General features: G+C 64.0%; 15 protein-coding genes. All 15 read right to left on the minus strand.

All coding sequences use genetic code 11. The features are described 5' to 3' along the window. Window positions 1-30: 30 nt before the first annotated feature. Window positions 31-1299 carry a TIGR02270 family protein gene (locus tag ACK6AU_RS20215; RefSeq protein WP_185700579.1) on the minus strand — a complete coding sequence of 423 codons (1269 nt, stop codon included), beginning with the start codon at window positions 1297-1299 and terminating at the stop codon, window positions 31-33. A gap of 5 nt (window positions 1300-1304) precedes the next feature. Next, the gene (locus tag ACK6AU_RS20220) at window positions 1305-2171 is read right to left on the minus strand and encodes a hypothetical protein (protein WP_185700580.1); all 867 of its coding nucleotides are present in this window, start codon (window positions 2169-2171) and stop codon (window positions 1305-1307) included. A gap of 2 nt (window positions 2172-2173) precedes the next feature. Then, on the minus strand, window positions 2174-3085 hold the full coding sequence (locus ACK6AU_RS20225) for a DUF4150 domain-containing protein (protein WP_409300971.1): 912 nt from the start codon (window positions 3083-3085) through the stop codon (window positions 2174-2176). Next, a complete protein-coding gene (locus ACK6AU_RS20230) occupies window positions 3082-4137 on the minus strand; it encodes a beta-ketoacyl synthase N-terminal-like domain-containing protein (protein WP_409300973.1) in 1056 nt (351 codons plus the stop codon). Before ACK6AU_RS20230 ends, ACK6AU_RS20225 begins: the two co-directional genes overlap by 4 nt. A gap of 5 nt (window positions 4138-4142) precedes the next feature. Beyond that, the gene (locus tag ACK6AU_RS20235) at window positions 4143-5285 is read right to left on the minus strand and encodes a DUF2169 domain-containing protein (protein WP_185700583.1); all 1143 of its coding nucleotides are present in this window, start codon (window positions 5283-5285) and stop codon (window positions 4143-4145) included. Window positions 5286-5297: 12 nt separating this feature from the next. Then, entirely contained in the window at window positions 5298-5750 is a 453-nt protein-coding gene (locus ACK6AU_RS20240) for a DUF6484 domain-containing protein (RefSeq protein ID WP_085599387.1), read from the minus strand. Between the two features lie 16 nt (window positions 5751-5766). After that, window positions 5767-7944 carry a type VI secretion system Vgr family protein gene (locus tag ACK6AU_RS20245; RefSeq protein WP_185700584.1) on the minus strand — a complete coding sequence of 726 codons (2178 nt, stop codon included), beginning with the start codon at window positions 7942-7944 and terminating at the stop codon, window positions 5767-5769. Between the two features lie 442 nt (window positions 7945-8386). Then, window positions 8387-10219 carry an asparagine synthase (glutamine-hydrolyzing) gene (gene asnB / locus ACK6AU_RS20250; RefSeq protein WP_409300976.1) on the minus strand — a complete coding sequence of 611 codons (1833 nt, stop codon included), beginning with the start codon at window positions 10217-10219 and terminating at the stop codon, window positions 8387-8389. Window positions 10220-10359: 140 nt separating this feature from the next. After that, entirely contained in the window at window positions 10360-11028 is a 669-nt protein-coding gene (phzG, locus tag ACK6AU_RS20255) for a phenazine biosynthesis FMN-dependent oxidase PhzG (RefSeq protein ID WP_409300978.1), read from the minus strand. Continuing rightward, window positions 11025-11861 carry a PhzF family phenazine biosynthesis protein gene (locus ACK6AU_RS20260; protein ID WP_185700587.1) on the minus strand — a complete coding sequence of 279 codons (837 nt, stop codon included), beginning with the start codon at window positions 11859-11861 and terminating at the stop codon, window positions 11025-11027. Before ACK6AU_RS20260 ends, phzG begins: the two co-directional genes overlap by 4 nt. Before the next feature lie 3 nt (window positions 11862-11864). Further along, on the minus strand, window positions 11865-13778 hold the full coding sequence (locus ACK6AU_RS20265; protein WP_409300980.1) for an anthranilate synthase family protein: 1914 nt from the start codon (window positions 13776-13778) through the stop codon (window positions 11865-11867). Beyond that, window positions 13775-14398 carry an isochorismatase family protein gene (locus ACK6AU_RS20270; RefSeq protein WP_185700589.1) on the minus strand — a complete coding sequence of 208 codons (624 nt, stop codon included), beginning with the start codon at window positions 14396-14398 and terminating at the stop codon, window positions 13775-13777. The genes ACK6AU_RS20265 and ACK6AU_RS20270 overlap by 4 nt, the downstream gene beginning before the upstream one ends. Window positions 14399-14413: 15 nt before the next feature. Next, window positions 14414-15610, minus strand: a complete 1197-nt coding sequence (locus ACK6AU_RS20275; protein ID WP_185700590.1) for a 3-deoxy-7-phosphoheptulonate synthase — start codon at window positions 15608-15610, stop codon at window positions 14414-14416. Window positions 15611-15635: 25 nt separating this feature from the next. After that, a complete protein-coding gene (locus ACK6AU_RS20280; RefSeq protein ID WP_409300983.1) occupies window positions 15636-16127 on the minus strand; it encodes a PhzA/PhzB family protein in 492 nt (163 codons plus the stop codon). A 30-nt stretch (window positions 16128-16157) separates the two neighbouring features. Continuing rightward, a partial coding sequence (locus tag ACK6AU_RS20285; protein ID WP_409300985.1) for a PhzA/PhzB family protein occupies window positions 16158-16519 on the minus strand: 362 nt, incomplete at its 5' end.

Below are 16519 nucleotides of genomic sequence, written 5' to 3' on the forward strand. Positions count from 1 at the left end.
GCGATCCGGCAAGCCGCCAAGGTATCCGGTTCAGGGGTGGTGTTGGTGTGGGGCCTGCATCGTGCGCAAGCAGCTCATTTGTCGCCGGGCCGGAGCACTGGTGGGAAACAGCGCCTGGTCCGGCTGCCATCGCGCCAGTGCACAGGCCGCGGCGATGCGCTGGCGCTGCTGGCCTCGGGCAAGGGCGTGCAAAAGGCTGCTTTCGCTCTGCTGGCGCCCCAGCATATGGCTGATACCCGTCTGCAAGCTGGCGCCATGGGTGCACCACCAAGCGGCGATTGCCGCAGGGTCCGGCCAGGGCAGGTCTTCATCGGGGTCCATCGACACATTGGGGTCTTCGGGGTCATCGTTCGGCCCGACATCGAAATCTGGTAACACCCGCAGTTCCAGGTCGAGGAGCGCCAGGTCGGCACCGGTTATCAGGCTGAAGGCCTCGCCGGCCACCCGGGCGTACGGCAGGTCGTGCATCTGCTGGATCAGCCAAGGCACGCTGAGTGGATCGCCCAGCAGGCCAATGGCCCGGATGCCGGTGCGTAGCTGCCCGGGGTTCTCTATCAGCTGGCAGATCCAGCTGATGCTGGCTTCGCGTCGTTGCCAGGCCAGCAGGACACACAGCGCACGGAACTGGAACTGACCGGGTTGTTCGGCGAACTGGCGCAAGGGTTCCAGGGCCTGTTCATCACCCATCTGCGCGCTCGCCCAGTTCACCCAGAAGCGCGTGGCCACATCCCCATGCTGGCAGTGTCGATGGAGAGCTGGCAGCAGTTCGCGCCGTCGCAGCTCGCCGGCCGTACGGGCAGCACGTGCCAGCACGCTGGGGTCGGCATGGGCCAGAGCCGTCTGCAACGTAGGGCCGGGATCCCGCCGGTGCATGCTGCAGGCCGCCAGGCCCAGACGCTGGAACAACGGCGTGGAGGACGCGAGCATGGCTTCGATCCAGGGCGAGAGGTATTCCCATTCCAGCCAGCCCAGGGCCATCAGGTAACCACGCTCAGTGCCCGTCGCCCCCTTGAGGTGCTCGTTCAGCCGCGCCAGGCCCTGCATATCCTGGGTCTGGAACGCCAGGACCACGCTGGCGAACATTTCACCGGTGGTATCCGGGCCCAACTGTGTCCGCAGGACCTGCAAACCAGCGGGGCCAGCGATTCGCAAGCCATCCAGATGAGCTTCGATGCGTTCGTCCAGCCGCCCCAGGTCATCCAGATCGTAGTGGGGCGCACGCACTGCGTGATCGTGGAGCAGGATGAGAAAAGCCGCTTCTTCGGCGTGTTGTTCGACCATCGAGGCAATGAATGTCATGGCGGCTACACCACCAGGCGACCGAAGAAGTAGCGCCTGCCGATGTCCAACTGCAGGGGGGAGGCCAGGTACTGGTCCAGCACGGCGCTGGCATTCAGGGGTTGGAACTGGCCATGGCGGTCATAGAAGCTGGAGCAGTCGATGCCCGAGTACACCTCGAATGTGCGCCTCCAGAGCAGGAAATTGCTCCAGTCGAGCCAGGCGTCCGGGTCGTTGGGTACCAGGGCCTTTCTCATGAGCCAGGCCTGGCGGTTCACATCGACGACGGTGCCAGCGAGGATCGAGAGCCGGTCGTTGCCATGCGGCGCTTGCAGTTGCGCCAGCCGCGTATCCACGGCGTGCCGGTACTGCGCGTCGTCCAGGCCGCTGTCGTAGAACTCGGGTTCACCTTCGAGAGGGTCGAGCAGGTTGGAGATATTGGCTTCCACGGCTTCCCGGTCGGCCTGGCGCTCGAGCGCGCAGCGGGCCTCGACCATGAACGGGACCAGCCACATCACCCCCGACCACTGGGCCGCGAGGCTGGCTTCGATACGCAGGTGGTCCGGGCCCTGGATCATCAGCTCGGCGAGGAAATCCAGGTCGGACTCCAGTCCCGCATCGGCGGTCAGGCCCAGGCAGGCGCTGACCAGGGTCGGCACGCTGGCTTCATCCAGGATGACCTCCCTGAGCCGGGAGACATGGCTGAAGTCCCCGCGCTTGGCGCTTTCCAGGATCGCGGCCAGGGCCATCCACGGGTCGTCGTCCTGCCAGGCGCCAGGCGCCAGCAACTGGGCGGGGGGCGCAGCGGCGAAGTGATAGCCACGGCCTTTCCAGTAGAAACAGCCTTCGAGGAAGCCGGGGCGATCGGTGTACTTGTAGTGGCTGCTATTCATTTTCAGGGCCTGCGCAAACTAGTGGCGCGCGAATCTTGCAATGCACTGAGTTGGGTTTCGAGCTTGGCACACTTGCGACCGGTGGGCGCCAGGTTTCCCTGTCCGGCAGGGCAGCCGCCGGCCGCCTTGGGAACCCGATGGGCGACGGGTTCTCCTGGCGGTACGCCTTGCCAGGCCATGTAGCCGGGCCTGTTCATCGCCCAGTCGTTCTCGATGTTCTTTTTCTCGCGAATGCTGGTCTTGTAGTACTTGTTGCAGCCACTGGGCGCCTTCCCGGCAGGAGGCAGGAGGTGCCTGCACTTGGGATCGGCGCGGACCTTGGCCAGCAGGCTCGCGTTCTGCGGGCTTTGCGCAGTGTCGTAGAACTCGTCTTCGGAGAGGTATTGGCCTTTCGCCTGGGCTTCACTGTGGGCTGCGCCGCCACAGCATTCACACTTGTGCTTGCCCGGCACCTTGGAATCCTGTTGCACCGGCGCATATTTGGCCGTGTTGACCATGGGCACCGCGGCATTGGCGACCGGGCTGGCATGGTTCGACGTGGTGAGGTCGGTATGCCGGTCGATGTTCTGGCCTTCGAACAGCACATCCAGGGTCCACGAAACGAAATAGGTCTTGCCGGTGATCACATGGGTGATGATCCCGGCCCCCTGGCTGCGGGTCGCTGCCTCATCGCCCAGGGGCGAGGTCTTGTAGTAGGAGAGATTCTTCAGCATCACCTCCTTGCGCTTGATCTTCACCGTCCTGCTGCCTTTTTTCATGTCCCGGGAATAGGAGGTATCGGGATAAGGCACCGGAATCGGCCCTGCCGGCGGTGCCGGGGGCGTCAGGCACACATCCGGGAACGCGGCGATGACCTTGCCGCCGCCTGCCTTGCAGGCAATCTCGTCGCCGTTGGCGTAGACCTCGCAGCTCATGATCGACTCCCGGTTGGCCTGGCGTCGCGCACCACGGCAACTGCCCGTGCACCGCCCAAGGCGCTAGTCATGCACATCGCATTTGTTCCAGGGGCGTAGCCTTTGCGCAGCGCCTGGTCTGCAAGAATCAGCTGGATGATCCCGGCAATCGCCCCGGTATCGCCCATGGCCTCGGACCAGTGCCAGAGCGGCTGGTCCTCCTTTCTCACGACCCGTGCCAGCCGGGCCTGCATCAGGGGAAGCTCCTTGAACCCGTATTGCTCTCCCGTGGCATCGGACAGGCGCAGATCGATTTCATGGAAACCCAGCCGGGCCTGCGCCAGCGCCGTGCGCGCGGCGGCGGCCAGACCGTCGCCGCGCAGCGGTTTGCCGGAGAGCAAAGGGGCAGGTTCCTGGCCGACACCCAGGCCCGCCACCTGCAGGCAGGTGCCAGGCAGGCTGTGGGCCTGGACCAGGATCGCCGCGGCACCCTCGCCGGGAAACAGGCCGTCCCGGTTGATCGCCGTCTTCAGTCGGCGATCGCGGTCCAGCCATTGCAAGGTCGAAGCCGCCAAGAGCGAGTCGACCCCGCCCACCAGGCAGGCTGGCGCGTGCGTCTGGCGAATCAGCCGGCGAGCTTCTTCCAGGGCGTGCATGGCCGCCACATGCCCGGTCGGAATGATCCTGGAGTGGCCCAGGTGGACCTGGATGCCCAGCGTGCCCGACAGCTCCTGGATAATCGTCTGGGCCAGGGCCCTGATGTTCACGCCAGGGCGCTCCGGCTCGGCCAGACACAGCAGGAAGGGTATCGCCTGCCAGTCCAGTCGCGGTGTGCCTGCCAGCAACTCGCCCAGCGCCTGCAGCATGAGATGGCACAGGCGCACGGGGGCGGGCAGGGCCAGGTCAATACCGGGAACCTGGGCGCCAATGATGGGTTCGGCCGCGTTGTCCAGCAATGGCAGCTCCTGCAAGGCCGACAGTCCGGCGCGCTTGGCGGCGCACGCGCTGGCCACGCTGGTGCCGACGGGGCAGGTCAGGCCCATGCCGGTGACGAACAGGGAGGTACCGTCCACGGGTTTTAGCTCGCCTCGGGTGCGGGGGACGATGCGGCTGTCGCCCAGCGGATCAACAAGTCCAGCGACTTGAAGTGCTGTTTGCCCTGCATGCGTCTTTCATGGGCCCGGGCTTGCTCGAAGCGCTCGAGCCTTTGCCCGACGATCACCTTGGCGACTTCCCTGATGTTGCGGCCCAGGGGCGAGGACGCCCGCCAGGTCAGGACCAGGCGTTGGGCATCGGGCTCGATCAGGATGGTATCGACCACCGCTGTGGTTTCCCGGACGTTGTCATCGTGAAAAACCACCAGCATCGCAAGCTTGAGGTTGGCCGGCAGCCGGAATGCGGTCCTGCCTCGGGCATCGAGATTGAGCAGCGCCACTTCTTCCGCGCCTTGGGGGTAGTCGATCTGCTGATCCTCGGGGGCGCACTGGAAATAGTGCAGGTCGAAATCTTCCGGCAGGAAGGGAAACTGCTGGTCCAGCCACGCCTGGTCGTAGGTGCCGGCCCAGTGGATGCGCTGCTGCCAGGCCCGGCCCACCGGGCCGAATGCCATGGGCCGGTAGTCGCCCCCAGGGTCGGTAACCGGGGTGTCCAGCTCCTCGCTATTGGGCAGGGGCAAACCGTGGAGTTGCTCCAACTGCGCGCCCGGATGGAAGCCAACGCCGGTGTGATTCCAGGGATACCATTTGTGTTGGCTGGCGTCGGCAGGTGTCCTGTCCACGCCACCGAATGCGTGGGCATAACTGACGGGCATCCTGACGAACGGCGCGGGGTCGCCAACCGAACACGAGAAGGCCCCGGCCTCGTAGACCCGGGGCCCGACGACCTTGAACGCCTTGACCAGGCTGCCGATCTTCAGCGCCACGTTCACCTGGGTGACGGGCTGCCCGTTGGGCGCATGGCAGTGGCCATTGAGCAGCACATCGCAGCGCGGCTTGTACAGGGCAAAGTCATTTTCGTACAACGCCGGCGACTCTCCGGGGGCGCCGGGAAAGACATCCGCCATGACCAGCGGCAACTGTTGCTCCAGCAGCCGTGGCGCATGGCCGTGGTGTTCGGGAATGCCATAGGTGCCCTTGGCGACCAGCACCAGCCACTCGCGGCCGGTCTTGTCGGTGGAGGTGGTATAGCCGGCCTCCAGGCGAGTCTTGTTTATCAGTTCCATGGCCCTGTCGCCTCAGTTGATCTGCACCGATCCGCCCTTGATTCGATTGACCCCCGATGATCGACTCGACAGGTATGCACCGCGGATCAGCACCTTGCCTTCGCGGGTGAGGGTGATGCTGGCCTTGCCACAACGCAGGACGATTTCCCGTTCTGCGCAGAGTTCCAGGCGCTCGCCATCAAGATGGGCGACGGCAGGCGCCGCGCTTTCCGGCAGGCGCTGGATACGCCCGATCACCAGCGGCCGGGCAAGGTCGCCAGCCTCGAACATCAGGGCTACCTGGGCGCCGATGTCTTGGCGATCGAGCACCGTGGTGGTACGGGCCACCAGCCCGCTGGCGAGCGGGCAGCCGGGAAAGGCCACCACGGGTGCCTGGGCACTGGGCACATCCAGCAGTACGCCCAGCACGACCCCGTCCATCCGGGTGGGGGCGCAGGTGGCGGGAGGAAGGCATTGCACGGTCATGACGCAGGCTCCATGGCTAGTTCTGCAATATCTTCTGACCCTTGACGACGACATTCCGGCTGGCCTTGATGTGGATGGCGCCGGTGCCGTCGAGGGTGATGTTCTTGCCGCTGATTGTGATGGTGCCGTCTTTTTTCAGGGTGATGCTGGCGCCGCCCGTGGTCAGGCTGATGGAGTCGCCGGCGTCGAGGATGAAGTGCTTGCCAACGTCCAGGCGGTCGTCCTGGCCAATCTCGGTACCGCGATTGCGGCCCACGTCGCGGGATTCGTTCTGGCCGATGCGGCTGCTGTGGTTGCCATCGATCTCGATGCTTTCGTTGCCCTTGACGCTTTCATCGCGGTTGCCGCCAATGGCGATGCTTTCGTTGCCGCCCACGTCTTCGCTCCGGTGGCTGGCGATGGTGATGTCTTCGTTGGCGCCGACCTTCTCCGTGCGGTTGGCACCGATGGTGATGGTTTCGTTGCTGCCTACGCGTTCGGTGCGATTGACGCCGATGGTGATTTTTTCATTGTTGCCGACCTCTTCGGTACGGTTCACGCCGATGGAAATGCTCTCGTGGTTGTCCACTCTTTCGCTGCGGTCGTGCTTGACGCGCACGGTCTCGTCGTTATCGATGGTCTTGCTGCGGTCGTGGCCGACCCAATGGGTTTCGTCGTTCTCGACCTCGATGTCCTGGTTCTTCTCGGCGTGGATGAACAACTGCTCGGCGCCTTTCTTGTCCTCCATGCGGATTTCATTGAAGTTGGCCGATGAGCCGTCCTTGCTCGAGCGGCTTTTCACTCCGCTCTGGGTGGCATTGGCCGGCAGTTTGTAGGGCACGGCCTGCTCGGCGTTGTATACGCGACCGGTGATGATCGGGCGGTCGGGATCACCCTCGAGGAAGCTGACGATCACCTCCTGGCCGATCCGCGGGAGCTGGATGGCTCCCCAGTTCTTGCCGGCCCAGGCCTGGGAGACACGAATCCAGCAGGAGCTGTTTTCGTTGGACTGGTCATGGCGATCCCAATGGAAATGCACTTTGACCCGGCCGTACTGGTCGGTCCAGATTTCCTCGCCATCGGGGCCGACCACCACTGCTGTCTGGGGGCCGCGGACAACGGGCATCGGGGTCAGGTGCAGGGGCCGGAAGACTTGGTTGGCGTCCATGCAGTCCAGTTCGCTGAGGAATGGCTCGGCCAGTTCCGCTTGCCCGCTTTCATAGGCTTCCTGACGGATCTGGTATCGGGCGACCACCACCAGGTATTCGCGGTTCTGATCGGCACGGTCGTAGCCTGTCAGCTTGAACAGGTGGCCTGAACCCAAGCCACGGGCCCGCCCGCGCAGCTGCACGCGTTCGAACTGGCTGTGAATGGCCTCGATGCGGGTGCGGGCGTAATGCTCGCCATCGTTGCTTTGCAGGTATTCGCCGGGATAGTCGTAGAGCGAGTGGTCGCTGTTGCTGTGGTTGCGCGGCACACTGGAGCGGACTTCGAGGCTCGCGCGAGGACGCAGGAAGTCGTAGTCGTTCAACGCCAGCGAGCCGGATTGTACTTCCCGTGCCAGTTGCCAGTCGTAGAAGTGGTCACGCTCGCGCATCTGCTGGTCGGGTGGATAGAAGGGCACTGACGCGTAGCCTGGCGCGGTGCCATGGGCGCCGTAGGCATCGGCCAGCACCAGTACGTGGCGGTCCTTCTCATGGCGAAAGTAATAATAGATGCCTTCCTGCTCCATCAGCCTGCTGACGAAGTCGAAGCTGGTCTCGCGGTACTGCACGCAGTATTCCCACTGGCGATAGCTGGTGCTCAGGCTGTCTTCGAAATCGGAGAAGCCCAGGTCGCGAAACACCTGCTTGATGATGTCCGGCACGTTCTGGTTCTGGAAGATCCGGCAGTCCGAGGTCCGGGTGAGCAACCAGAACCAGGGCCGCAGGCTGACGCGATAACTCGCGAACTGACCATGCTCGGCCAGTTGCCGGCAACCGCAGGCGATGCCGTGGAAGTAGCGCCTGCCGCCTTCGGGCAGTTCCAGGCCCAGGCACATCGGCTTGCCCAGCAACTGGTCGAACCTGATCGCACGGTCCTCGGAGGTGAGGTCCAGTTCGTAGTGGAACAACCGCCCCAGTTCTTCACTGCCCTCCATGCCCTGCAACAGCAGGACGTTTTCGCCAAGGGGACTGTCGACTTGTACTAGGCGGGTGTTTTGCGTGATGGGCATGCACGGCTTCCTCTGGCAGGTCCCGGGACGTCAGTCGGCCGTCGGGGAGCAGGGCAGGAGTAGAAGAGGGGAGCCGTGTTCGGCGTCGCTATCGGTATTCATCCGCACAGGGGATCTCCGTATCGTCCGTGTCATCTGCACCTGAAGTTTTAGCGCTATTGGCCGGCTGTCAAGAAACGCTCCTGTTCCAGGGGCGGCCACTGCCTCGGTGCAGGTCCGCTGGCCAGTGATCGCCTGCTTAGTCTGTTTGGCTATTGAAATTATTTCCAAGGCCGATAGATGGCGGTTGGCCCGCTGTCGCCAAGGGGCGCCGCCCTGTAAAGAAAGAGGAGCCGGGAGCAGGGGCGGCTCCCGGCAAGGACTGGCACCAGGCCAGGTGGCCCGCGCAGAACGCGCGGGCGGCGGGGGATGGTGGCCAACCCGGGGGACTGGCCCGTGTCGCTCAGACCGCAAGCCCGTGGGAGCGCAGCCAGGCATCCAGCGCCAGTGCCGTTTCCAGGCCATGCCGGCTCATCTGCGTATTGAAGTAGCCCTCGGGCTGGCGCAGTTCCTCGGTGACATGAGCGTGGGAGACGATGCCGAACACGGGGTTGCCGATGTCCTGCAGCAATTGCTCGGTACTGCGGCGCAGGAACCGTTCATAGCCCAGGTCGGCCGAGGTCGGATAGGGACTTTTCCGGCGCTTGAGCACCGCCTCGGGAACATAGTCGGCACAGGCCTGCTTGAGCAGCCACTTCTCCTGGCCGTCCTTGCTCTTGATCGACCACGGCACGTTGTAGACGTACTCGACCAGTTGGTGATCGGTGAACGGCACACGTACCTCCAGGCTGTTGCACATGCTCAGGCGGTCCTTGCGATCGAGCAGGATCACCATCCAGCGCTTGAGGTGCATATGGCAAATCTCGCGCATCCGCCGTTCCTGCCGGCTGTCCTGGGCCAGGTGCTCGACCTGGCGCAACGCGTCGTCGTAGCTCGCCTGCTGGTACTTGGCCAAGTCGCACCGGCGGTTGAAATCCGGGTTGATGAACCCGGCCGGCAACTGCACCCGCGAGGCCCAGGGAAAGTTCGCAGTGGCCACGACCTTGGGGTCGCGGAACCAACCGTAGCCACCGAACACCTCATCGGCCCCTTCGCCGGAAATGGCCACCGTGGAATGCTTGCGGATTTCCCTGAACAGCAGGTTCAGCGAGGTATCCATGTCGCCAAAGGTGAGCGGCACGTCCTTGGCCCGGAACACCTCGCGGCGGGCCAGGTCGGACACCAGTTCCGCGTTGTCGATAAGCACGGTCTGGTGCCGACTGCCAATGGATTTCGCGGCCAGCAAGGCAAAAGGCTGGTCCTGGTCGGGACGCAGGTCGTCGCTCTTGAAGTGCTCGGCCTGGCCGGTGAAGTCCACCGAAAAGGAATTGATATTGCCGCCGGTCCTGGCCTTTTCCAGCCGCTGGGCGATCGCCGTGAGGGTGGTGGAATCAAGCCCGCCGGACAGCAGCGAGCACACTGGAACGTCGGCATGCAACTGCGTTCCCAGTGCCTGGGTGACCAGCTCGCGAGTCTTGTGCACCGTGGTCTGCACATCGTCCTGATGCTCCTGGCGGCGTACCTCCCAGTAGCTGCGGATCTTTATCGGTCCATTGGGACGCCAGGACAGAAGATGGCCGGGAAGCAGCTCCATCAGGTTTCTGAACGGTGTCTGGTCGGTGCCCTTGGACAGCGTGAGCACATCGGCCAGCCCGGTGGTGTCCAGGGTCGTGGTGAATTCCGGGTGAGCCAGGATGGCCTTGATCTCCGAGGCGAAGAGCAGGCCATCGCGATGCCGGGCGTAGAACAGCGGCTTGATCCCCAGGCGATCACGGACCAGCAACAGGTGGCCATCGCGCCCGTCGAACAGGGCGAAGGCGAACATGCCGGTCAGGTGCTCGCAGCAGCGCTCGCCCCATTGCAGGTAGGCATGCAGTACCACTTCGGTGTCGCTGCGGGTCTGGAACTCATGCCCCTGTTGTCGCAGCTGGTTGCGTAACGCGTCATGGTTGTACACCTCGCCGGTGTAGACCAGCGCGACCTCCTGGCCATCGGCGAAACGATAGATCATCGGCTGGACGCCACCGTCCAGGTCGATGACCGCCAGCCGCCGATGCCCCAGGAGGGCATGCCGATGCTTCCATGTACCTTCGGCATCAGGCCCGCGAAACGCGAGCGTATGGGTCATGGCGCGAATTGCAGGATTTTCCCCTTCGAGCCTGCGCGTATAGTCTACCCATCCTGTGAGACCACACATTTAGCAACTCCTCTGATTAATCGATGAGCCGCGTGAGGATGGCCGGAAAGACTTCCATGACGCATGCCGGGTAAACCGCAGTGTCTTGCCCCCAGTGCCAATCCATCGCGCGGTAGATCCCGTACCAACATTTGCCTTACTCAGGGTTGCAGGCGTCGTACCCGCCAGCCCTTGTCACTGCGGTCATAGCGCAAGCGCTCATGCAAGCGCTCCTGGCCATTGCCCCAGAACTCCACGGACTCCAGCCGCAGCTCGAACACGCAGTAACCTGCGGGCCGCGGCAGCGGTCCTGGCACCTGCGCCAGTTCCCGGGCGGCGTCGCGCATGGCCTGGATATCCAGCAGTTCCTCGCTCTGGTGCGATACCGAGGACATCGGATGCGTGGCATAGGGCCGGTTCAGCCAGGCCTCTTCGGCCTTGGCATCCGGCAAGCGCACGGCCCGGCCGTTGAGGATGATCTGCTGGCTGGTCTCGCGCCAATACAAAACTCCCGAGGCCCACGGGTTCTGGGCCAGCTCGCGGCCTTTCTGGCTGCCGGCATGGGTGCTGAACAGCAGGCCGGTGTCGGTGATCTCGCTGATCACCACGATCCGGGTCGAAGGCCGGCCCTGGCTGTCGGCGGTGGCCAGGGCCAGTGCCTTGGGTTCGCGGATGCCCATGCGGCGGGCACGTTCGAGCCAGTTGCGCAACACGCCCATGGGCTCGTCCGGCAGGCTCTGGAACTCGGGGAAGGGCGCATCCAGGGTGCCGGTGAGGGATTCCGACATACCGCTGCCCAACAGTGGCTTGCCTTGTAGTGGATGGTTCATAGCACGATGGTCCCCCGTCCGAAGAGCACGCCATTACCGGAAACTTCGACTCGCTTGAGCTGCTCGGCCCGGCCTTCGGCCCTGGCGAACATCAGCGAAGGCCGGCCGATCTCCACGCCCTGGAGAATCTCCACCTGCTGGCCGAACGGCAGCTGGCCGTGGCGGGCCAGGTGGATGGCCAGTGGCCCGGCGGCCGAACCGGTGGCGGCATCCTCCACCACGCCATAGGCCGGCGAGAACATCCGGCTGCGCCAGCGCCGCCCGGAACCGGCAAAGCAGTTGATGGCCATGTCGTGGAAGTTCGACAAGGCGCGGTGATCGGGATGCAGGGCGGACAGTGCCTCGATGCTCGGCAGGCCGACGAACACATGGCGCGGGCCGTTGTGGTAGATCTCGATGGGAAAGGTCGAGGACTCGATGCCCAGGGCCTCGAGCAACTCGGCATCGCGGCCCAGGGCCGACCAGGTGGGAATCGGCTGGTCCATGCTGGCGGCGATCACGCTGCCGTTCTGGCGTTCCAGCTCGAAGGCGATGGTGCCCATCTGGGTTTCCAGGTACAGCCGGTGGTTCTCGGTATGGGCGCCCAGGGCGATGGCGGTGCCCAGCAGCGGGTGGCCGGCGAAGGGCAGTTCGTTGACCGGGGTGAAGATCCTGATCAGCCAGTCGCCGCTGTTGCGCGGCTTGAGCACGAAAGTGGTTTCCGAGAGGTTCATTTCCCGGGCGATGCGCTGCATCTGCGTGGTGCTCAGGTCGTCGGCGTTGAAGAACACCGCGACCGGATTGCCTTCCAGCGGGGTACTGGCAAAGGCGTCAATGATGACGTATTCGTGCATGGGTTATCTCCGGGCCGCCGAAGCGCTGCTGTCGGCGGGGGTATTGATGAGGGCATGGCGCAGCAGGTCGGCCATGATCCGCGGGCCTTCCTGGGTCAACAGCGACTCGGCGTGGAACTGCATCGAGGCGAACGCCGGCCCGCGCAAGGCATGCACCTCGCCGGTCTCGCTGTCGCGGCTGATCTCGACGGTGCCGACGCCTTCGACGTCCAGGCGGCTGCTCGTGCTCTGGGCGGCGAAGGTGTTGTAGAAGCCCACCCGCTCGGGGTTGCCGAACAGGTCGATCTGCTTCTGCACGCCCTGGTTGGGGATTTCCCGGCGCTGCAGCTGCAGGCCCAGGCACAGGCTCAGGACCTGGTGGCTCAGGCACACCGCGACGAAGGGCCGCTGCTCAGTGAGCAGGGTGCGGATGGCCAGGTGCAGGTGGTTGATCTTCGGCTGCTGGATCTCGCTGGGGTTGCCGGGGCCGGGGCCCATGATCACCAGGTCGTAGCCGTCGAAGCTGTACTCGTCGTTGAAGCTGCGCACGGTCACCAGCAACCCCAGGGACCGTAGCTGCTTGGCGATCATCGAGGTGAAGGTGTCCTCGGCATCGACGATCAGCACCTGGCGCCCGTTGAAGTCGCTCTGCACCTGCTGGCGCTGCTGGCTGTCCATCAACCAGAAGTCCGAGACATAGGCGTTGCGGCTGGCCAGGGCGGCGCGCACTTGCAGGTGGTCGCCAAAGCGCGAGGGGGTCTGGTTCTTCAGTGCGGCGATCAGGCCGGCGGCCTTGGCCCGGCTTTCCGCGGCTTCGCCCAGCGGGTCGGAATGGCGGACGATGGTCGAGCCGACGCTGATGCGCACCTGGCCCTGGTCATCGATGTCGGCGGTACGGATCAGGATCGCCGAGTCCAGGGAGCGTCCGCCCTTGCCGTCATTGCCGATCAAGGCCGCCATGCCGCTGTAGTAGCCACGCCCCTGGGGCTCGTAGCGCCGGATCACCCGGCAGGCGCTTTCCAGCGGGCTGCCGGTGACGGTCGGGGCGAACAGGGTCTCGCGCAGGATGTCGCGCACATCGCGGCGGGTCTTGCCTTCGATGAAGTACTCGGTGTGGGCCAGGTGGGCCATTTCCTTGAGGTACGGACCACGGACGTGGCCGCCATCCTCGCAGATCAGCGCCATCATCTTCAGTTCCTCGTCCACCACCATGTACAGCTCTTCGGCCTCCTTGCGGTTGGCCAGGAACTCCATGACTTCGGCCAGGCTGGGGCCGGCGGGCGGATAGCGGTAGGTGCCGCTGATGGGGTTCATCACCGCCAGGCCATCCTTGACGCTGATGTGGCGCTCGGGCGAGGCGCCGACGAAGGTCCGCTCGCCGGTGTGGATGATGAAGGTCCAGTAGGAACCTTTTTCCCGTTCCAGCAGGTGCCGGAAGAACGACAGGGCCTTACTCGGGGCGTAGTCGTTGATCTGCGCCAGGAAGGTGCGCTTGATCACGAAGTTGGCGCCTTCCCCGGAGCCGATTTCGTGGGCGATCACCTGGCTGACGATCTCGGCGTAGCTTTCGTCGCTCAGGTCGAAGCGCTCGCTGTCCAGCTGGATCGGCTCATCGGGCAGCCGCTGCAGCAACTGCTCGATACCGATGGATTGCTGCTCGGTGATGTTCATTGCCAGCAGCGGCGACTGGTCGTCCACGGCCTCGAAGCCGCGCTCGGCGATCTGCCGGTAGGGAATCAGCGTCAGCACGTCCAGGCGCGGGGCGCCGAGGGTGGTGGCGGGGAGCTCGATATCCGCCAGGTGCCGGGGTTCCGACATCTTGCCCACCAGGACGTCCACCAATCCCGGGCCAGTGGCCTCCGGGCGGTAGAGCAGGGCGAAAGGCCCGGGGGCCGGTTGCAGGATGCGTTCGATCAGCGGGACGCTGGACTGGCTCATAGCAGCACCTCATCGGTGGTCACGACCATGGCGCAACGACTGGCGGCGTATTCGATGGCCATCCAGTGGTGTTCCTTGCTGAAGTCGGCGATCGCGTCGGCCACCAGGAACGGCTGGATGTCGTTGGAGTAGGCATCCACCGTGGAAATCAGCACGCCGACGTGAGCGTACACACCGCAGAGGATCAGCTGGTCACGGCCGCTCTCGCGCATGCGTTCGAGCAGGTCGGAATTGAAGAATGCGCTGTAGCGCCACTTGGTCAGCAACCAGTCGCCGGGGCGCGGCGCCAGGGCGTCGACCACCTCGCGGTCGCTGGGGCTGGCCTGCATGCCCGGCCCCCAGAAGTCCTTGAGCAGGCCCCGTTGCTCTTCGCTCATGCTCCCGGGCTGGGCGGTGTAGGCCACCGGTATCTGGTTGTCGGCGGCCCACTGGCGAATGCGTGCGGCATTGCCCACCACGCTTTCGCGCAGGGTCTCGGGCAGGGGCCGCAGGAAGTAGCGCTGCATGTCATGTACCAGCAGCACGGCGCGCTCGGGGTCGATATGCCACTGCGCGAGGTTGACGGGCAGGTCGCGGGAGGTGGGCAGGGCATAGGGAATGATCGATGGAATGCCGGTCATGGCGACTAACTCCAGTCAGAAAAGGGCGGGTGAGGGCGAGTTCTTCCAGGCCATTACCGCAGTGATGGCTTGCCAGGGCGTCAGGCGCGGATCGCACAGGCTCTTGTACTGGCTGGCCACCCGGTCCAGCTCCATGACATCGGAAACGCATTCGCTGACCTCGTCGGGTGTGGTTTCCAGATGCAGGCCGGCGGCCACGCCTCCGGCCGACGTCACGGCATGCTTGAAGGCGATGATTTCCTCGGTGATGGTCCGCACCATGCGGGTCTTGTTGCCGCACGGGGCGACTATGGTGTTGCCGTGCATCGGGTCGCTGAGCCAGATGATCTTGTGCCCGGCGCCGCGGACCGCTTCGACCAGGGGCGGCAGGCGATCACCGACCTTGTGCGCGCCCATGCGGGCGATCAGGGTCAACCGGCCCGGCTCGCGCCGTGGGTCCAGGCGTTCGCACAGGCTCAGCAACTGCTCGCGGGTGATATCCGGGCCGACCTTGCAGGCAACCGGGTTGAGCACCTCGCTGAGCAGCGCCACATGGGCGCCGGTCAATTGCCGGGTACGTTCGCCGATCCACGGCCAGTGGGTCGAGCCGAGGAACACCCGGCCCTGTTCGTCTTGGCGAACCTGGGGCAGTTCGTAGTCCAGCACCAGCATCTCGTGGCTGGTCCAGGCCGGTGAGCCGCTCAGCGGTTCCTGGTCCACCGCTTCGCTCCAGCCCAGGTGCTGCATGATGTCCTGGGCGGCCCGATAACCACGCACCAGGCGTTGGGCATCGTGTTGGCGATGGCTGTCGACGGCTTCGCGGCCGTTGACCATGTCGCCGCGGTACACCGGCAACTCGACGTCGCCGATGCGTTCGCTGTTGTTGGAGCGGGGCTTGGCGAACTGCCCGGCGATCCGTCCCACTCGTACCACCGGCTGTTGGGTCACCAGCCGCAATGCACCGGCCAGCATATCCAGCACCGCGGCTTTGCGGGCCACGTGGTTGGGAGAGCTTTCGTTCATGTCCTCGGCGCAATCACCGGACTGGATGACCATCGCTTCGCCGGCCGCGACCTTGGCCAAGGTCTCTCGCAGCACCAGGACGTCCTCGACGCGAATCAGCGGCGCGCTGTCCCGGAGATAGGCCTGCGCATCGCGCAATTGTGAAGGCTCGCTCCATTGAGGTTGCTGCAACGCTTCACAACGTAGAACTCGGTTCAGTAAGTCTTCCATGATGCGATCACTCTCTCGATGGGATTCAGGTAGGAATGCCTTCGCGCTTGATCTGTGGTACGGGAATACCCAGGGCACGCAATTGCTGGAAGACATTCATGAACTCGCGGTTCTGTTTGATCTTGCCGTCCTGCAACTCGAAAGAGTGCAGGAAATGATTTTCGTAATAACCTTCCGGATATCCTGGAAACAGGATCTTGCCGTGGCCATCGCACTCGACCCAGATATGATTGGGATCATCGGTTTCAAATATCTGGATGTTGTACCACTCCCAGTCCGGAAAGCACTTGAGTGACCAGACAGCATGTTCGGCCAACTTGGCCTTGCCGTTGATGGCAATTGGTGCACCGGTATCGGTGGTCCAGAGGCCGCCAGAGCCATCCTCGGTAAATAGCTCGTGGCGGCGTAGGCGGTCTTGGCCCTTGGTATGCATATATTGCTCTACCGTGGCCCGATTTTTCCGTCGAAGTTCAGTCGTGTCGTGTTCGGTTAGTTGTCGTGCAGCGCTATTTGGCATGATCTATCTCCAATGTTGTAGGGCATTGATTTATGAGGCGGGAATACCTGCGCGCTTGATCTTCGGCACTGGTAAACCGAGGCCGCGAAGTTGGTCGAAGGGATTCATGAATTCACGACTCTGGATGATTTTGCCGTCGTCCAGTTCGAAGGAATGAATGTAGTGATTCTCGCAATATCCCTCGGGATAACCCGGTACCCGAGTCTTGCCACGAGCATCGCTTTCCACCCAGAAATGATTGGGATCACGGGTGGCGAAAATCCGTACATTGTGAAATTGCCAGTCAGGGAAGCACTTCTCGATCCACGCGCCGAGGGCGGCGAGCTTGGCCTGACCCTTGAATTCAAGGGGTTTTCCGGTCTCGTTGGTCCAGGAAGCGATGCAGCCATCCT

Origin of the sequence: Pseudomonas sp. KCJK8993 (genome assembly GCF_046230915.1) — a bacterium.
Lineage (GTDB): Bacteria > Pseudomonadota > Gammaproteobacteria > Pseudomonadales > Pseudomonadaceae > Aquipseudomonas > Aquipseudomonas piscis.

Coding starts and splice junctions, on each gene's coding strand:
- ACK6AU_RS20265 (WP_409300980.1), bottom strand. CDS start 13,778: ATGAGCCAGTCCAGCGTCCCGCTGATCGAACGCATCCTGCAACCGGCC.
- ACK6AU_RS20225 (WP_409300971.1), bottom strand. CDS start 3,085: ATGAGCTGCGAGGTCTACGCCAACGGCGACGAGATTGCCTGCAAGGCA.
- ACK6AU_RS20275 (WP_185700590.1), bottom strand. CDS start 15,610: ATGGAAGACTTACTGAACCGAGTTCTACGTTGTGAAGCGTTGCAGCAA.
- ACK6AU_RS20280 (WP_409300983.1), bottom strand. CDS start 16,127: ATGCCAAATAGCGCTGCACGACAACTAACCGAACACGACACGACTGAA.
- ACK6AU_RS20270 (WP_185700589.1), bottom strand. CDS start 14,398: ATGACCGGCATTCCATCGATCATTCCCTATGCCCTGCCCACCTCCCGC.
- phzG (WP_409300978.1), bottom strand. CDS start 11,028: ATGAACCATCCACTACAAGGCAAGCCACTGTTGGGCAGCGGTATGTCG.
- ACK6AU_RS20240 (WP_085599387.1), bottom strand. CDS start 5,750: ATGACCGTGCAATGCCTTCCTCCCGCCACCTGCGCCCCCACCCGGATG.
- ACK6AU_RS20220 (WP_185700580.1), bottom strand. CDS start 2,171: ATGAATAGCAGCCACTACAAGTACACCGATCGCCCCGGCTTCCTCGAA.
- ACK6AU_RS20245 (WP_185700584.1), bottom strand. CDS start 7,944: ATGCCCATCACGCAAAACACCCGCCTAGTACAAGTCGACAGTCCCCTT.
- asnB (WP_409300976.1), bottom strand. CDS start 10,219: ATGTGTGGTCTCACAGGATGGGTAGACTATACGCGCAGGCTCGAAGGG.
- ACK6AU_RS20235 (WP_185700583.1), bottom strand. CDS start 5,285: ATGGAACTGATAAACAAGACTCGCCTGGAGGCCGGCTATACCACCTCC.
- ACK6AU_RS20215 (WP_185700579.1), bottom strand. CDS start 1,299: ATGACATTCATTGCCTCGATGGTCGAACAACACGCCGAAGAAGCGGCT.
- ACK6AU_RS20260 (WP_185700587.1), bottom strand. CDS start 11,861: ATGCACGAATACGTCATCATTGACGCCTTTGCCAGTACCCCGCTGGAA.